This is a genomic window from Polaromonas sp. P4_F6, from assembly GCF_056401275.1.
The window spans coordinates 668,493-684,764 of record NZ_JBFUJQ010000002.1 but is presented as its reverse complement, the minus strand read 5'-3'; the positions used below and the strand labels follow the sequence as shown (position 1 = coordinate 684,764).

Here is a 16,272-nt window from a genome sequence, read left to right as displayed (position 1 = left end):
CCTTGACACCTGAACAAGAAGAATTGCCATGAATCTTTCCAAGTTTTTTATTGACCGGCCCATCTTTGCCGGCGTGCTGTCGCTGCTGATGTTCATCGCCGGACTGATCGCGCTGCGCTCGCTGCCGATCGCCGAGTACCCCGACGTGGTGCCGCCCACGGTGGTGGTGCGCGCCAACTACCCGGGCGCCAACCCCAAGGTGATTGCTGAAACCGTGGCCACGCCGCTGGAAGAATCCATCAACGGCGTGGACGGCATGCTCTACATGAGCAGCCAGGCCACCACCGACGGCCTGATGACGCTCAACGTCACCTTCAAGCTGGGCACCGACCCGGACAAGGCGCAGCAACTGGTGCAGAACCGCGTCTCGCAGGCCGAGCCGCGCCTGCCCGAGGAAGTGCGCCGCCTGGGCATCACTACCATCAAGAGCTCGCCCGACCTCACCATGGTGGTGCATTTGCTCTCGCCCAACGACCGCTACGACATGACCTACCTGCGCAACTACGCGGTGCTCAACGTCAAGGACCGGCTGGCGCGCATCAACGGCGTGGGCCAGGTGCAGCTCTTCGGTTCGGGCGACTACTCGATGCGCGTCTGGCTGGACCCGCAAAAAGTGGCTGAGCGCGGTTTGTCCGCCGGCGACGTGGTGCGCGCCATCCGCGAGCAGAACATCCAGGCCGCCGCCGGCGTGGTGGGCGCTTCGCCCGGCCTGCCCGGCGTGGACATGCAGCTGTCCATCAATGCCCAGGGCCGCCTGCAAAGCGAGGAAGAGTTCGGCGACATCATCGTCAAGACCGACAGGAACGGCGCCGTGACGCGCCTGCGCGACATCTCCCGCCTGGAACTGGGCGCTTCCGACTACGCGCTGCGCTCGCTGCTGGACAACAAGCAGGCTGTCGCCGTGCCGGTGTTCGCCGCGCCGGGCTCCAACGCCATCCAGATTTCGGATGACGTGCAGGCCGTGATGAAAGAGCTCAAGAAGAACATGCCCGAGGGTGTGGACTACGAGATCGTCTACGACACCACGCAGTTCGTGCGTTCTTCCATCGAAGCCGTGGTGCACACCCTGCTCGAGGCCGTGGCCCTGGTGGTGCTGGTCGTGATCATCTTCCTGCAGACCTGGCGCGCTTCCGTCATCCCGCTGCTGGCCGTGCCCATTTCCGTCATCGGCACCTTCGCGGTGATGCACCTCTTCGGTTTTTCGATCAACGCGCTCAGCCTGTTCGGGCTGGTGCTGGCCATCGGCATCGTGGTGGACGACGCCATCGTGGTGGTGGAAAACGTGGAGCGCAACATCGAGGCGGGGCTGAGTCCGCGCGACGCCACCTACCGCGCCATGCGCGAGGTGTCCGGGCCCATCATTGCCATCGCCCTGGTGCTGATCGCCGTGTTCGTGCCGCTGGCCTTCATCACCGGCCTGTCAGGCCAGTTCTACAAGCAGTTCGCGCTGACGATCGCGATCTCGACCGTGATCTCGGCCGTCAACTCGCTGACGCTGTCGCCGGCGCTGGCCGCCATGCTGCTCAAGGGCCACGACGCGCCCAAGGACGCGCTGACCCGCGGCATGGACAAGGTCTTCGGCCGCTTCTTCGGCGCCTTCAACAGGGCCTTCAGCCGCGGCTCCGAGAACTACAGCCGCGGCGTCAAGGGCGCGATCTCGCGCAAGGCCGTGATGCTGGGCATCTACCTGGTGCTGGTGCTGGCCACCACGGGCCTGTTCAAGGCCGTGCCCAGCGGCTTTGTACCCGGCCAGGACAAGCAGTACCTGATCGGCTTCGCGCAGCTGCCCGACGGTGCCACGCTGGACCGTACCGAAGACGTGATACGCCGCATCAGCGACATCGCCATGAAGCAACCCGGCGTGGAACACGCGATTGCCTTCCCGGGCCTGTCGATCAATGGCTTCACCAACAGCTCCAACTCGGGCATCGTGTTTCTGTCCTTGAAGCCCTTTGACCAGCGCAAGAGCGCGGACCTGAGCGCGGGCGCCATCGCCGGCCAGCTCAACGGCAAGTTCAGCGGCATCCAGGAGGCCTTTATCGCGATGTTCCCGCCGCCGCCCGTACAGGGCCTGGGCACCACCGGCGGCTTCAAGCTGCAGCTGGAAGACCGCGGCTCGCTCGGTTATGCCGCGCTGGACAAGGCCACCAAGGACTTCATGGCCAAGGCCTACCAGACGCCTGAGCTGGCCGGCCTGTTCTCGAGCTTCCAGGTCAACGTGCCCCAGCTCTACGCCGACATAGACCGCACCAAGGCGCGCCAGCTCGGCGTTCCGGTGACCGACGTGTTCGACACCATGCAGATCTACCTGGGCAGCCTGTACGCCAACGACTTCAACAAGTTCGGCCGCACCTATTCCGTGCGGGTCCAGGCCGACGCGCCTTACCGCGCCCGCGCCGAGGACATAGGCCTGCTCAAGGTGCGCTCGGCCACCGGCGAGATGGTGCCGCTGTCGGCGCTGATGAAGGTCACGCCCAGCTTCGGCCCGGAACGCGCCATGCGCTACAACGGCTTCCTGTCGGCCGACATCAACGGCGGTGCCGCGCCCGGTTACTCCTCAGGCCAGGCGCAGGACGCGGTTGCCCGCATCGCGGCCGAAACCTTGCCGCCCGGCATCAGCTACGAGTGGACCGACCTGACCTACCAGGAAATCATTGCCGGCAACTCGGCCATGTGGGTGTTCCCGCTGGCGCTGCTGCTGGTCTTCCTGGTGCTGGCCGCGCAGTACGAAAGCCTGACCCTGCCGATCGCCATCGTGCTGATCGTTCCCATGGGCCTGCTGGCCGCCATGCTGGGCGTGAAGCTGACCGGCGGCGACAACAACATCTTCACGCAGATCGGCTTGATCGTGCTGGTGGGGCTGTCGGCGAAGAACGCCATCCTGATCGTGGAATTCGCGCGCGAGCTGGAGTTTGCCGGGCGCACGCCGCTGCAGGCCGCGATTGAAGCCAGCCGCCTGCGCCTGCGCCCCATCCTGATGACCTCGCTGGCCTTCATCATGGGCGTGCTGCCCCTGGTGCTGTCGACCGGCGCCGGCGCCGAAATGCGCCATGCCATGGGTGTCGCGGTGTTCTCCGGAATGATTGGCGTGACGGCCTTCGGCCTCTTCCTCACGCCGGTGTTCTACGTGACCTTGCGCCGCCTCACGGGCAACCGTCCGCTCAAGCTGCACGGCGAGGTGCCGCACCTCGAGGCCTTCGCGGGCAGCGGCGGCGCAGGCGCGCATGCCCAGCCGGCCGCGCCCGTCAAGCTTCACGAATAACAAGACACAAGCAATAAGGAGTTCATCATGAACCACACATCCACAAAACTGCGCAGCGCGCTGCTGCCCCTGCTGGCCGCCCTGGTGCTGGCGGGCTGCGCCACCAGCGCCTCGGTAGACCCGGCCAGCATTCCCGCCGCGCCCGCGGCTTACAAGGAAAACGCCGTTGCGGCGGCTGTTGCCACGGCAACGGCCCCGCAATCACAAGGCGCCTGGTGGAAGGTGTTTGCCGACCCGGTGCTGGACCGGCTGGTCGAGCAGGCCGGCCAGAACAACAACAGCGTCAAGGTGGCCGCGGGCCGCCTGGCCCAGGCGCGCGCGATCTTGCGCAACACCGATGCCGACCGCCTGCCGCAAGTGGGCTTGAGCGGCGGCGCGGTGCGCCAGAGCAATATCACCACGAATCGCGTCGCGCAGACCACGGTCACGGCCGCCGCCAATTTTTCCTATGAGGTCGACCTGATCGGCAAGCTCTCGCTGAACTCGGACGCCGCCTCGCTGGACGCCCAGTCGCGCGAAGCCCTGCTGCGCAGCACCCAGCTGCTGGTGCAGGCCGACGTGGCCCAGGCCTACCTGAATTTGCGCGCGCTGGACACCGAACGCACCCTGGTGCGCGACACGCTGCAGGCCTACCGCAACACGCTGCGCCTGACGGAAGTCCGCTTCAAGGAAGGCGACGTGGCCGAGCTCGATGTGGCCCGCGTGCGCACCGAGGTCGCGGCCACCGAATCCGAAGCGCTGGCCTTGGACCGCCGCCGCGCCGAGATTGAACATGCGCTGGCCGTGCTGGTCGGCGAGGTGGCATCCAGCTTTGCCGTCGCGCCCACCGAGTGGGCTACGGTGCTGCCCGTGATCCCGGCCGGCGTGCCCAGCACGGTGCTGGAGCGCCGCCCCGACGTGTCCGCCGCGCAAAACAGCATGCAGGCCGCGCAGGCCCGCGTGGGTGTGGCCAAGGCCGCCTGGTTCCCGACCTTCTCGCTGACGGCCAACGGCGGCTATGCCGCGCCGGAGATCAAGGACTTGTTCAAGGTCTCCAGCCAGGCCTGGGGTGTGGGCGCGCTGCTGTCGCTGCCGATTTTTGACGGCGGCCGCCGCCAGGCCGGCGTGCAGAACGCGAATGCCGAGCTCGACATCGCCCTGGCCAACTACCGCGAGCAAATCCTCGTCGCCTTCAAGGACGTGGAAGACCAGCTCTCGGCCCTGCGCCTGCTGGCCGAGCAGTCGGAAGCCCAGTCGCGCTCGGTGGCCTCGGCCACGCGCGCCACGGTGCTGTCGGATTCGCGCTACCGCAACGGCTTTGTCAGCCAACTGGAGCTGCTGGACGCCCAGCGCAGCGAACTGCGCAACCGCCGCCAGGCACTGCAGGTCAAGACTGCGCAGTATCTGGCGACGGTGGGTTTGATACGCGCACTGGGGGGCGGCTGGAACACCTGACTTGAACAAGTACCTGAACACCCCTGTTGAGGCTCACTTCGTGTAGCCTCCTCTCTCCTTGCAGGGGACGGGCGCCTTGGGCCGGCAAAGCCGGACCCCGGCCCCCGCTTGTAAAGGCGGGATGCCGGGCCGGCCGCGGGCTCAACTTACCTTGTGTGTTTTGCGCGGTATGAATTCCGCGTGGGGTACGGCGTTGATATTGGGCAGGTTCATGCCGAAGCCGGGCGGCAGGTTGTAGCAGCCATCAAGGAAGACCCCGCCCACGCGCAGTGCTTGCGCCACCAGGCTTTCGGCTTCCTCAGGCCGCCAGGCAAAGCCCGGGGAGAGCTTCACAAAGGAATAGCGGCAGTGGCCTTCCGACTGGACCAGGGCGAACTCCTTGCCCTGAATCAGCAGATAGCTGAAGGACCAGTCCTTGCCGTTGATGAGGCTGACCTCCAGAAAATACGCGTCGCGGCCCGGGTCCACGGCCCAGCTGCGGCGGCTCAGGTCAAACCAGTCCCGGGTGGGGTGGACAAAACCCATCAGCTGCTGCGTGAGTTCCGGTGTATAGACCGCGTCAAAAGCCTCCTGGTTGATGGGCTTGATTTTAAATGGCATGGTGTTTTTTGACAGGCCTGACAGCGGCCTGTCCTCTCCAGAAGCCGCACCATAGGAGCTTTCGCGTCGGGCGTTGGCCTTGAATGTCCGTGTGTGGAACATTGACGCTGGATTTTTGAAAATAGATGCCGTATGCCGGTTGGGAGGCGGCATGCACGACAGCTGGCGCGACCTGAACTTTTACGGGAGTTCGACCCGAAAAGCGGCGATTTTCAGCATTGGCGGGCGGTTTTAAGGCCATTCCGGCCAAACAGGTGGCCGCATCTGTTAAAACACTTGGCTCCCTTTGCTGTGTTTGCCCCTGATGCCTGTTTCAACTCCCGTTTCTGTCTCACCGTCCGAACCCGTCCTGATCCACTGGACGGAGAGCGGCGAGGCTTGTTCCGCGCGCTGGCGCTCCGAGCGCGGCGCGGCGCCGCCCAAGCGTGTGGTGCTGGCCGACGACAGCATGAGCGCCGACGCGGCCTACCGCCTGGCCTGCGAGGGCACGGGGTTGCTGTGGCGCGGCGATTTCCAGAATGCCCGCATGCTGGTGCAGGCGCTGGCACGCCGTGTCGACAAACCGGCCAAGCCCAAGCGCGACAAGCGCGTCAAAGCCCAAAAGGCCGGGGAGGCCGCGGAAGCCAGCGCCCCGGCCGAAGTGCCGGCGCCGGTATTCCCGCAGGCTTTTCACCTGCATCGCCAGGCCCAGGCGCAGCGTGCCCGCGTGCTGGGCATGGTGCTGGTTCCGTTTGACGCCGACTACGGCATTCCTTTGCGCCGCGCGCCCGATGCGAAAAAAGCTTGCGCCGAGGCCTGGGGTCCCGCCAGGGAGGGTGCGGATTCTTCCGTGGCATCGCTGCGTGAACTGATGGGCTTTATCAGCGCGCATGAATGGCGGCGCAAGGGCGTGCCGATTCCCGCGCTCGGCGAAGATGGGCCGCACAACCGCATCCATCCGCATTACGGCGTGTTCTCGCCGGTGCGCGGCGAATACATAGACCTGGTGGCCCAGGCACCCGTGCCCGAAGGCACGGCCGACCTGCTGGGTTTTGACATCGGCACGGGCACCGGCGTGTTGGCCGCCGTGCTGGCTTTGCGTAGCGGCGTGCAGCGCGTGGTCGCCACCGACCTGGATCCGCGCGCGCTGGCTTGCGCGCGCGACAACCTCAAGCGCCTGGGCTTTCCGCAGGTCGAGGTGCGCGAGGCCGACCTGTTTCCCGAAGGCCGTGCCCACATCATCGTCTGCAACCCGCCCTGGCTGCCCGCGCGCCCCGGCTCGCCGGTCGAGCATGCGGTGTATGACGAAGACAGCCGCATGCTGCTGGGTTTCCTCAAGGGCCTTGCCGCGCACCTGGAACCCCAGGGTGAGGGCTGGCTGATTCTGTCGGACCTGGCCGAGCACCTGGGCCTGCGCACGCGCGCCTGGCTGCTGGAGGCGATAGACGCCGCGGGCCTTAAAGTCATAGGCCACCTTGACGCCCAGCCGCAGCACCCCAAGGCCTCGGACGCGGGCGATGCGCTGCATGCGGCGCGCGCGGCCGAAGTGACCTCGCTGTGGCGATTGGGCGCCAAACCGCACTGAGGCGCGATGAAGGCTGAAGCGCACGCCACCGTCCTGCTGGCTCCCATGGAGGGTCTGCTGGACTTTGTGCTGCGCGACATCCTCACGCGGGTGGGCGGCATAGACCGTTGCGTCTCCGAATTCATCCGCATCACCGACCAGTTGCTGCCCGAGCGCGTGTTCTACCGCATCGTGCCCGAACTGCATCACGGCGGCCGCACCCTGGCCGGCGTGCCTGTGCGCGCGCAGCTGCTGGGCTCGGACCCGGGCTGCATGGCCGAGAATGCCGCGCGGCTCGCGGGCCTGGGGCCGGACGGCATAGACCTCAATTTCGGCTGCCCGGCGGCCGTCGTCAACCGCCATGGCGGCGGGGCCTCGCTGCTCAGGGAACCCGAAACCCTGACTGCGGTGGTCGCTGCGGTGCGCCGCGCGGTGCCGGCCCACATGCCGGTGTCCGCCAAGATGCGCCTGGGCTATGAAGACGACACGCGCGCCGTCGAATGCGCGCTCGCGATCGAAGCGGGCGGCGCGGGCGAGCTGGTGGTGCACGGCCGCACCAAAGCCCAGGCCTACAGGCCGCCGGCCTACTGGGAACGTATTGCCGACATACGCGCCGCGGTGAAGATTCCGGTCGTGGCCAACGGCGAGATCTGGACGGTGGAGGACGCTCGGCGCTGCCGCGAACTCTCGGGCTGCGATACCTTGATGATTGGACGCGGCGCGGTGCGCGACCCCGGCCTGGGTATGGCGATCAAGGCGGACCGGCGGGGGATGCAGGCCGCCGTGGACTGGGCCGATTTGCTGCCGCTGGTCGCCGATTTCTGGCGCATCGTCTGCTCACGGATTGAACCGCGCGCGCGGGCGGGCCGGCTCAAGCAGTGGCTGAATTTTTTGCGGCGGCGTTTCCCGCAAGCCGAGGCCGCTTACCAGGCGATCAAGACGGTCAATGACCCGGTGCTGGTCGAGGCCTGGCTGGCCGGCGCGTTGCGGGTTGGTGCGTTTGAACAGCCTGTCGCGCACATGCGCATGGTTGAAACGGTTTGAGGGCGGGTTCGCAAACCCCGCACCGTTTGCAACCAGGCTTTGCACACATCCCGCACGCTGAAAAGGCCTTGTGCCCTGCGGGCGCAAAATGGCTTCCATGAAAACACCCCGGAGATTGCAGTCCCTGCTCGAAGAAGGCCTGATCGACAGCGTTGTGCGGCAGCTCATGAGCGGTAAGGAGGCCATGGTCTATGTGGTGCGCTGCGGCGACGACACGCGCTGCGCCAAGGTCTACAAGGATGCCACCGAGCGCAGTTTCCGCCAGGCGGTGGATTACACCGAAAACCGCAAGGTCAAGAACACGCGCCAGGCGCGCGCCATGGCCAAAGGAACGCGCTTCGGCCGGCAGGCGACCGAGGCGGCCTGGCAAAGCGCCGAGGTCGATGCGCTGTACCGGCTGGCCGCGGCCGGCGTGCGTGTGCCCAAACCCCACAATTTTTGCGACGGCGTGCTGCTGATGGAGCTGGTGACCGACGAGCACGGCGATGCCGCCCCGCGTTTGAACGACGTGGAGTTCACGCCCGAAGACGCGCGCCTGCACCACGCCACCCTGCTCACGGAAGTGGTGCGCATGCTGTGCGCCGGTGTCGTGCACGGCGACTTATCGGAATTCAACATCCTGCTGGGCGTGACGAACGGCCAGCCCGGCCCGGTCATCATCGACCTGCCGCAGGCGGTGGACGCGGCCGGCAACAACCACGCGGGCCGCATGCTGCTGCGCGACGTGGCCAACCTGCGCGGGTTTTTCGGCCGCTTTGCGCCCGAGTTGCTGCAGACGGATTACGGCAGCGAGATTTGGGACCTGTACCAGCGCGGCGTGTTGCAGCCCGAGACGGCGTTGACCGGCCGCTTCGCGCACAAGACCGGCCCGGTTAACCTGGGCGCGGTGATGGGTGAGATCGACGACGCGCGGGCCGAAGAGGCGGCGCGGCGCCTGCGCATGCAGCAGGCCTGAGTCTTAGCGCGCCGCGGCGGGCACGCTGCGCACACCGCCCAGCGTGCCACGCGCCATCGCATAGGCCAGCAGCGCACAGCCCGCGATACCGGCCACCATGGGCAGGGCCGTGCCGTCGGCAAACACGCCGACCAGCGCCATCACCAGCGCGCCGGTGACGAACTGCAGGGTGCCCATCAGGGCCGAGGCCGTGCCGGCAATCGCGCCATGTTCTTCGAGCGCAAGCACGGCGGTGGTTGGTACCACCAGGCCCAGGAAGCCGTAACCCACCAGCAGCAGGGCGATCATCACATCCAGCCGTTCAATGCCGGCCAGGTTGACGACCAGCAGCAGCGCCATCACGGCCGCATAGCCGGTGACCGCCACCTTCACGATGGGCACCAGGCCGAAGCGCGCCGCGAGCTTGCCGGTGAACTGCGAGACACCGATGAAGGAGGCCGCGTTGACCGCGAAGGCGATGCTGTACTGGCGCGGCGTGAGGCCGTAGTGGTCTATCAGCACAAAGGATGAGTTGGCCAGGTAGGCGAAGAAGCTCGAGATGCCGAAAGCGCCTATGAACACCAGGCCCATGAAATGGCGGTCCCGCAGCAACACGCCGTAGGCCTTGATCGCGCTGCCGAAGCTGCTGTCCACGCGCTGCTCGGGCGGGCGTGTCTCGGGCAGGGTGAAGCCCACCAGCAGCAGGCCGGCGGCGGCGGCCACGGTGACGGCCCAGAACACACTGCGCCAGCCGAAGGCTTCGATCAGCAGGCTGCCGGCCAACGGCGCCAGGATGGGCGAGACGCTGAAGACCAGCATCAGCAGCGACATCAGCCGCGCCGCGTCGTGGCCGGTGTGCAGGTCGCGCACCACGGCGCGCGGCACCACCATGCCGGCGCAGGCGCCCAGGCCCTGGATGAAACGCAGCGCCACCAGCGTGCGGATGTCCGGCGCCAGCGCGCAGCCTATGCTGCCCGCGGCAAACAGCAGCAGGCCGAAGTACAGCGGCGCCTTGCGGCCCACCATGTCGGACACCGGGCCGTAAACAATCTGGCCTATGCCCAGCGAGATGAAAAAAGCCATCAGGCTGGCCTGCACCGCGCCCATGGACGCGCCCAGGGTCTGCCCGATGGAGGGCAGGGCGGGCAAATACATGTCGATGGCGAAGGGGCCGATGGCGGACAGCAAACCCAGCACCAGGGCTGCCCGGTAGAAACTTTTGGTCATGAAAGGAAGTGGATCAGGCCGCCCGTGCGCGAAAAAAACCGGGGGCTTGGCCCTTGCACGAAAGCGGTTTTGTGAAAGCGGCCAGGGCCGCTGCCGTGGCTGCAAAAAAATACCTGGCGCTATTGTCGCCGACCTCGGGCAGTCGCGCTGGCGGGTGGCCTGGATGTGGCCCAAGCGGGTGCCCTGTCAGGCCTGACAGGGCCGAACGGACCTGAAATGTAAGCAGCCCCTAGGTGCTGCGTCAAACTGTAATGAAGCGCTGAATTGGGCCTTAACCTGAACGCTTCAGGAAAGGGTTTTCATGCAAAGACGCGAATTTTCCCAGGCCGCCCTGGCCGCAGGCGCCCTTGCGGCCCTGGGGCCCCTCGCCGTGAGCCGCCAGGCGCAGGCCGCCGTCGCACGCGCCGCGGCCGGCATGCCCGCCATGGGCACCAACCTCTCGGGCATGGAGTGGGCCAAGCCCGGCCTGCGGGCCAACACCAGTTCGGCGCCCAACTACCATTTCACCGTGCCGCGCAAGGCCGACGTGGCCTACCTGGCCAACTGCGGTTTTATCAAGAACCGCCTGCCCATCCAGTGGGAGCTGCTGCAGCCCATGCTGCACGACACGGTGGCCAATGCGGCCGCGAAAGCGGCCATAGGCAACCCGGGTGCCTTCCATGCGGGGTATGAGGCCTTCATCACCGGCGTGCTCGATGCCCATGCCGCCGCAGGCACGCGCTGCATCATCGACAACCACAACTACGGCCGCTACCAGGATTTCCGCTTCCAGCCCGATGGCTCGGTGATAGGCCTGACCGTGCCGCCCGCTCCCTTGAGGCCCTACACGACCGACGCGGTGCAAATCCAGTCGCGGATATTTGCGCTGGCACCGGGCGCCACGCTCAAGATCGCGAACTTCACCGATTTCTGGACGCGCGCGGCGACCAAGTGGAAGGACCACCCGGGCTTTGGCGGCTACGGCCTCATGAACGAGCCGCACGACATGCCCAAGCCCGGCGGGATCATCGCGTCGAACGAGGAAGCGGTGAAGGGCGGCGAAGACCTCACGATATGGCCCACCTTCGCGCAGGCCGCCATCCAGGCCATACGCGCGGTCGACACCGTCAATCCCATTTACGTGGCCGGCAACCTGTACGACTCGGCCATGTACATAGGCACCAAAAACCCGGGCTTTCCGCTGCCGGGTGCCAACCTGGTCTATGAAGTCCATATGTACCTGGATGCCTTCAGCAACGGCGCTTTTTTTGACTACGACACCGAGGTCGCCAAGAACTACAGTGCCGGTTTCGGCACGGGCGCCATCCAGGTGTCCACCGGCGCGGACCGCCTCAAGATCGCGGTGGACTGGGCCAAGGCCAAGGGCGTGAAGCTGGCGCTCACCGAGGTCGGCATGCCCATAGACGACCCGCGCTGGGAAGCCATGTTCGCGCAGGCGGCGGTCTATGCCGCGCAGTCGGGCTGCGAGGTCTACACCTGGATGGGCGGCAACCACTGGCCCATCCGCAACTACGCCATCAACCACGTGCCCGGCTGGCACCAGAACAAGACGTTGGAGCCGTCGGTCTCGGGCGTGCTCAAGGCCGCTTCGGGCATTGTGCAGGCGACGCTGTACGACGACGGGCCGGGTTATGCGCCGGCGGGCACGCCGCTCACCATCACCGTCTATGCGCGCGGCAACCTGGCCCAGCCGGTGGTACTCACGGTGGCCTCCAACAAGGGCGGCACGCTGAGCAAAACGCGCCTGACGATTCCGGCCGGCGCCAACGGGCAGGACAGCTTCACCTATACACCGGCGGCCAACCAGGTCGCCACGCTGAGCTACACCAGCGACGGGCAGCTTTCAGGCCAGGTACCGCCGCCGCGCAAGGTGTTCTCGCTCACCGACCCGGTGGCCTATGCCGCGACCAGCCTGGCCGATGCCGCGCTGGCCATCGTCGCCAAATACGGCGCCTGCAAATGGGAGCTGGCCGACGGCTACACCGATTACCTGCTGGGCGCGCCGGCCGCGGCCGGCCAGCCGGTGCGCGCCGTGTCGGATTCGGGCTATGGATCCAGCCCGGGCAATGCCATGGAAATGATCAACTGGATGAACAAGGACGGCGCCGCCGCCGGGCCCATGTCGGTGCCGGTGATGCGCGTGACCAACGGCAAAAAGAACTCCGACCACAGCGTGCCCGAATCCTTCGGCTTCTGGTGTAAAAAATCCGGCCGCGTGGCGGGCGTGCAACCCAACCCGCGCAACCGCGTGCCCTACAACCTCGAGGATGCGCATTTCGCCATCGCGGCCCTCAGCGTTCCGGCGGCTACCAACACCGGCGTGGTGTTCCAGGCCTCCAAGACGGAAGACCCGCAGACCTCGGAGCTGGGTTTTCTCAATGGCCAGCCGCGCGCCAGGTGGATTGACTCAAAAGGCCAGACGGTGCAGTTGCTGGCCCCAACCAGGCTGGCAGTCAACACGCCGGCGGTGCTGGCCCTGGCCTCGGTGGCCGGTGCGCAAAAGCTGCGCCTCAATTCCGCTGAAATCGGCAGCGCCGCCGCGACCTTCGCGCCCAGCGCCTTCACCCAGATGCTGATGGGCTGTGGCTACATCAGTTATTACCCGCGTGAGGGCTTTCGGGGCAACCTGTACGCCGTCATCGCGGGCAAGGGGGCGCCCACGGCGGCCGAGCTGGCGGTGCTGGAGCGCTACCTGGCCGGCACGGCCGGTATGACGCTCCCGTGAGCGCCGGGGGCTTTACCAGGCCGCGATGGCGCCGTCTGCCCGCGGTTCAGTGCCGCCGCACAGCACGCCGTCGGCATTGCGCCAGATGATCTGCCCGCGGCCGAAGCCCATGCGGTTGCCGGACCACACCACCTGATGGCCCAGGCCCGCGAGGCCGTGGAAAAGGTGTTCGGGCGTCGATCGTTCAATGCTCACGCGCTTGCCGCTTTCCCACTCCCAGCGCGGCGCGTCCAGCGAGGCCTGCGGGTTCAGGCCAAAGTCCACGGTGTTCATCACCATCTGCACATGGCCTTGCGGCTGCATGAAGCCGCCCATCACGCCGAAGGGGCCGACCGCCTTGCCGTCCCTGGTCAAAAATCCGGGGATGATGGTGTGGTAGGGCCGCTTGCCCGGCGCCAGGCAGTTGGGGTGTTTGGCGTCCAGCGAAAAATTGTTGCCGCGGTTGTGCAGTGCGATGCCGGTGCCCGGCACCACCATGCCCGAGCCGAAACCCATGTAGTTGCTCTGGATCAGCGAGACCATATTGCCTTCGCCGTCGGCCGTGCTCAGGTAGACCGTGCCGCCGCGTGAGGGTTCGCCCGGCATGGGCTGCAGGGCGCGCTCACCTATCAGCGCGCGGCGTTCGGCCGCGTAGCCGTCCGACAGCAGGTCGGCCACCGAGACACGCATGTGCGCCGGGTCGGCGATGTGCGCCAGGCCGTCGGCAAAAGCCAGCTTCATGGCCTCGATCTGCAGGTGGTGGGTGCGCAGGCTGTCGCGTTCGCTGAAGTCAAAGCCCTTGAGGATGTTGAGTGCCATCAAGGCCACCAGGCCGTGGCCATTGGGCGGGATTTCCCAGACCTCGTAGCCGCGGTAGTTGACGCTGATCGGGTCGCACCAGTCGACCTGGAAGGCGGCCAGGTCTTCCTTGGCCAGGTAGCCATCGGCCGACTGCACAAAGGCCGCGATGCGTTCAGCCAGCGGGCCGCGGTAAAAACTTTCGGCGGCCGTGTCGGCAATCGACTGCAGGGTATCGGCATGCGCGGCGGAGCGCCAGAGCTCGCCGGGCCGCGGTGCGCGTTCGGGCGCGAAGGTGTCGAACCAGGATTTGAAATACGCTTCCTTGAATTTTTCACGGAACAGCGCCGTGGCCTGCTGCCAGGCGGAGGCCACGGTGGGCGAAACCGGAAAGCCTTCGCGTGCCAGTTCCACGGCGCGTGCCATCGAGGTCTTGAGCGGCAATTTGCCGAAGCGTTGCGCCAATGCCGCCCAGGCGGCGGGTGTGCCCGGCACCGTCACGGGCAGCGGGCCGTACTTGGGCACTTCGGTCAATCCCTGGCTGGTGAGTTTGTCCAGGGTGATGGCGCGCGGCGCCGGGCCGCTGGCGTTGAGGCCGTGCAGCTTGCCGCCGTGCCAGACCAGCGCGAAGGTATCGCCGCCTATGCCGTTGGCATTCGGTTCCACCACGGTGAGCGCTGCGGCCGTGGCAATCGCCGCGTCAATCGCGTTGCCGCCGGCCTGCAGCACCTGCAGGCCCGCCTGCGCGGCCAGCGGCTGCGAGGTGGCAACCATGCCCTTGCTGGCATAGACCACGTTGCGGCGGGAGGCGTAAGGGTAGTGGAGGGCGTCGAAAGTCGGCATGGTCAATGAGGAAGTGGGCGCCTTGCGGCGCGAATTATTTGTGCTTGGGATCCAGCGCGTCGCGCAGTCCGTCGCCCAGCAGGTTGAAGGACAACACCAGCAAAAAGATGGAAAGGCCGGGCCAGATCGCCATCCACGGTGCATTGTCCACGTAATTCTTGGCGGTGTTAAGCATGCTGCCCCAGCTGGGGGCCGGCGGCTGCTGGCCCAGGCCCAGGAAGGACAGGCTGGCCTCGGCGATGATGGCCGCGGCAATGGCCAGCGAGGCCTGCACGATCAGCGGCGGCAGCACATTGGGCAGGATGTGGCGCAGCGCGATGCGCCAGTGCGGGTTGCCCACGGCGCGCGCCGCTTCGACAAAATCCTCCACCTTCATGGCCAGCACCTGGGCGCGCGTCAGGCGTATGAAGATGGGCGTGGCCGACACGCCGATGGCGATCATCGCGTTGCTCAGGCTGGGGCCCAGGAAGGCGGCCAGCGCGATGGCCAGGATCAGGAATGGCACGGCCAGCATGGCGTCGGTAAAGCGCGAGATCAGGCTGTCCGTCCAGCCGCCTACGTAGGCCGCCAGCAGGCCTATGGGCACGCCCAGCGCCATCGAAATGCAGACCGACACCAGGCCCGCCAGCAGCGAGGCGCGCGCCCCCCACACCACGCGCGAGAGCACGTCGCGGCCGATTTCGTCGGTGCCGAACAGGTATTGCAGGCTGGGCGGCTTGCGCACCGCGCTCCAGCTGGTGGCGACGGGGTCGTAGGGCGCGATCCACGGGGCGAACAGCGCCAGCAGCACAAAAATCACCACGATGGCCAGGCCCAGCATGGCGCCGCGGCGCCGCATCAGGCGGCGCAGCGCGCGCCGCGCCGGCGTGGCCTCGCGCGGAACGGCTGCGGGAAGGACGGCGCTCATGCCTTAGCCCCTGAGCCGCGGGTTGACCACGAAGTAGGCCAGGTCGGCCAGCAGGTTGAGCAGGATATAGACGCTGGAGGTGAACAGCGCCACGCCCTGCACGACCGCGTAGTCGCGGTTGAACACCGCGTCCACGATCAGCTTGCCGAAACCGGGAATCGAAAACACCTGCTCGGTCAGCACCGCGCCCGACAGCAGCGTGCCGAACTCGAGCGCGCCCAGCGTGATGATGGGCGTGAGCGCATTGCGCAGCGCGTGCTTGAGCACCACGCGGCGCTCGTTCAGGCCCTTGGCACGCGCGGTGCGCACATAGTCGGCATTGAGCACCTGCAGCATGGCGCTGCGCGTATGGCGCATGAGAACGGCTGCAATCGCATTGCCCAGCACAAAGGCCGGCATGATCATGGCCGCCAGGTTGGCCCCGAGGTCCTCAAAAGGGCTGACGTAGCCCGAGGCCGGCAGCCAGCCCAGCTGCACCGAAAACACCAGGATCATCAAAATGCCCAGCCAGAAGTTGGGCGTGGACAGGCCCCACAGCGTGATCACATTGGCCAGGTAGTCCCAGGCCGAGTCCTTGCCCACGGCCGAGACGATGCCGGCCGGTATGCCGATCAGCAGTGCGATGAGCATGGCCATGGCCGCCAGCTGCAGCGTGACCGGCAGCTTTTCCTTGATCAGGTCCAGCACCGGCTGCTGGATGCGCATGGATTCGCCCAGGTCACCGTGGAACACACCGGAGATCCAGTAGGCGTAGCGCACCGGCAGCGGCTCATCGAGGTGCATCTTTTTTTGCAGGTAGGCGATCACTTCCGGATCCTGGTTTTCGCCGGCCAGGACCGACGCAGCATCACCGGGCAGCAGCTGCTGCAGCCCGAAGATGATGACGGTGACAAAAAACACCGTCGGGATGATCGCGGCAAGCCGCTTGAGAAAGTACTGGAGCATGAAAGGTGGTGGCTGCCTGCTTGACTCGTTA

General features: G+C 66.5%; 11 protein-coding genes. 6 read left to right on the top strand and 5 right to left on the bottom strand.

Annotated elements, in window-relative coordinates; all coding sequences use genetic code 11:
- The first annotated feature begins 28 nt into the window (after positions 1-28).
- A complete protein-coding gene (locus AC1DUN_RS09100; RefSeq protein ID WP_477713678.1) occupies positions 29-3,262 on the top strand; it encodes an efflux RND transporter permease subunit in 3,234 nt (1,077 codons plus the stop codon).
- 27 nt (positions 3,263-3,289) lie between these two features.
- Positions 3,290-4,696, top strand: coding sequence for an efflux transporter outer membrane subunit (locus AC1DUN_RS09095; RefSeq protein WP_477713677.1), 1,407 nt, complete (start codon positions 3,290-3,292; stop codon positions 4,694-4,696).
- Between the two features lie 141 nt (positions 4,697-4,837).
- On the opposite strand, the gene AC1DUN_RS09090 is transcribed toward AC1DUN_RS09095, so the two are convergent.
- Positions 4,838-5,296, bottom strand: coding sequence for a hypothetical protein (locus tag AC1DUN_RS09090; protein ID WP_477713676.1), 459 nt, complete (start codon positions 5,294-5,296; stop codon positions 4,838-4,840).
- Positions 5,297-5,600: 304 nt separating this feature from the next.
- On the opposite strand from AC1DUN_RS09090, the gene AC1DUN_RS09085 reads away from it, so the two are divergent.
- From AC1DUN_RS09085 to AC1DUN_RS09075, 3 genes are all read left to right on the top strand, one after another.
- A complete protein-coding gene (locus AC1DUN_RS09085; protein ID WP_477713675.1) occupies positions 5,601-6,860 on the top strand; it encodes a methyltransferase in 1,260 nt (419 codons plus the stop codon).
- A 6-nt stretch (positions 6,861-6,866) separates the two neighbouring features.
- Positions 6,867-7,883: a tRNA-dihydrouridine synthase gene (locus AC1DUN_RS09080; RefSeq protein ID WP_477713674.1), complete on the top strand. Its 1,017-nt coding sequence runs from the start codon at positions 6,867-6,869 to the stop codon at positions 7,881-7,883.
- Positions 7,884-7,980: 97 nt separating this feature from the next.
- On the top strand, positions 7,981-8,838 hold the full coding sequence (locus AC1DUN_RS09075; protein ID WP_477713673.1) for a PA4780 family RIO1-like protein kinase: 858 nt from the start codon (positions 7,981-7,983) through the stop codon (positions 8,836-8,838).
- Between the two features lie 3 nt (positions 8,839-8,841).
- Here AC1DUN_RS09075 and AC1DUN_RS09070 read toward each other — a convergent pair whose 3' ends face one another.
- Positions 8,842-10,044 (bottom strand): multidrug effflux MFS transporter, encoded by a 1,203-nt coding sequence (locus AC1DUN_RS09070; protein ID WP_477713672.1) that lies wholly within the window; start codon positions 10,042-10,044, stop codon positions 8,842-8,844.
- Positions 10,045-10,345: 301 nt separating this feature from the next.
- Between AC1DUN_RS09070 and AC1DUN_RS09065 the strand changes: the two genes are divergently transcribed.
- Entirely contained in the window at positions 10,346-12,769 is a 2,424-nt protein-coding gene (locus tag AC1DUN_RS09065) for a cellulase family glycosylhydrolase (RefSeq protein ID WP_477713671.1), read from the top strand.
- A 12-nt stretch (positions 12,770-12,781) separates the two neighbouring features.
- Here AC1DUN_RS09065 and AC1DUN_RS09060 read toward each other — a convergent pair whose 3' ends face one another.
- From AC1DUN_RS09060 to AC1DUN_RS09050, 3 genes are read right to left on the bottom strand one after another with little or no spacing between them, the layout of a single operon-like run.
- The gene (locus tag AC1DUN_RS09060) at positions 12,782-14,389 is read right to left on the bottom strand and encodes a gamma-glutamyltransferase family protein (RefSeq protein WP_477713670.1); all 1,608 of its coding nucleotides are present in this window, start codon (positions 14,387-14,389) and stop codon (positions 12,782-12,784) included.
- A 34-nt stretch (positions 14,390-14,423) separates the two neighbouring features.
- The gene (locus AC1DUN_RS09055) at positions 14,424-15,296 is read right to left on the bottom strand and encodes an ABC transporter permease (protein WP_477713669.1); all 873 of its coding nucleotides are present in this window, start codon (positions 15,294-15,296) and stop codon (positions 14,424-14,426) included.
- Between the two features lie 3 nt (positions 15,297-15,299).
- Entirely contained in the window at positions 15,300-16,241 is a 942-nt protein-coding gene (locus tag AC1DUN_RS09050) for an ABC transporter permease (RefSeq protein ID WP_477713668.1), read from the bottom strand.
- Positions 16,242-16,272: the final 31 nt, after the last annotated feature.

Coding starts and splice junctions, on each gene's coding strand:
- AC1DUN_RS09100 (WP_477713678.1), top strand. CDS start 29: ATGAATCTTTCCAAGTTTTTTATTGACCGGCCCATCTTTGCCGGCGTG.
- AC1DUN_RS09095 (WP_477713677.1), top strand. CDS start 3,290: ATGAACCACACATCCACAAAACTGCGCAGCGCGCTGCTGCCCCTGCTG.
- AC1DUN_RS09090 (WP_477713676.1), bottom strand. CDS start 5,296: ATGCCATTTAAAATCAAGCCCATCAACCAGGAGGCTTTTGACGCGGTC.
- AC1DUN_RS09085 (WP_477713675.1), top strand. CDS start 5,601: ATGCCTGTTTCAACTCCCGTTTCTGTCTCACCGTCCGAACCCGTCCTG.
- AC1DUN_RS09080 (WP_477713674.1), top strand. CDS start 6,867: ATGAAGGCTGAAGCGCACGCCACCGTCCTGCTGGCTCCCATGGAGGGT.
- AC1DUN_RS09075 (WP_477713673.1), top strand. CDS start 7,981: ATGAAAACACCCCGGAGATTGCAGTCCCTGCTCGAAGAAGGCCTGATC.
- AC1DUN_RS09070 (WP_477713672.1), bottom strand. CDS start 10,044: ATGACCAAAAGTTTCTACCGGGCAGCCCTGGTGCTGGGTTTGCTGTCC.
- AC1DUN_RS09065 (WP_477713671.1), top strand. CDS start 10,346: ATGCAAAGACGCGAATTTTCCCAGGCCGCCCTGGCCGCAGGCGCCCTT.
- AC1DUN_RS09060 (WP_477713670.1), bottom strand. CDS start 14,389: ATGCCGACTTTCGACGCCCTCCACTACCCTTACGCCTCCCGCCGCAAC.
- AC1DUN_RS09055 (WP_477713669.1), bottom strand. CDS start 15,296: ATGAGCGCCGTCCTTCCCGCAGCCGTTCCGCGCGAGGCCACGCCGGCG.
- AC1DUN_RS09050 (WP_477713668.1), bottom strand. CDS start 16,241: ATGCTCCAGTACTTTCTCAAGCGGCTTGCCGCGATCATCCCGACGGTG.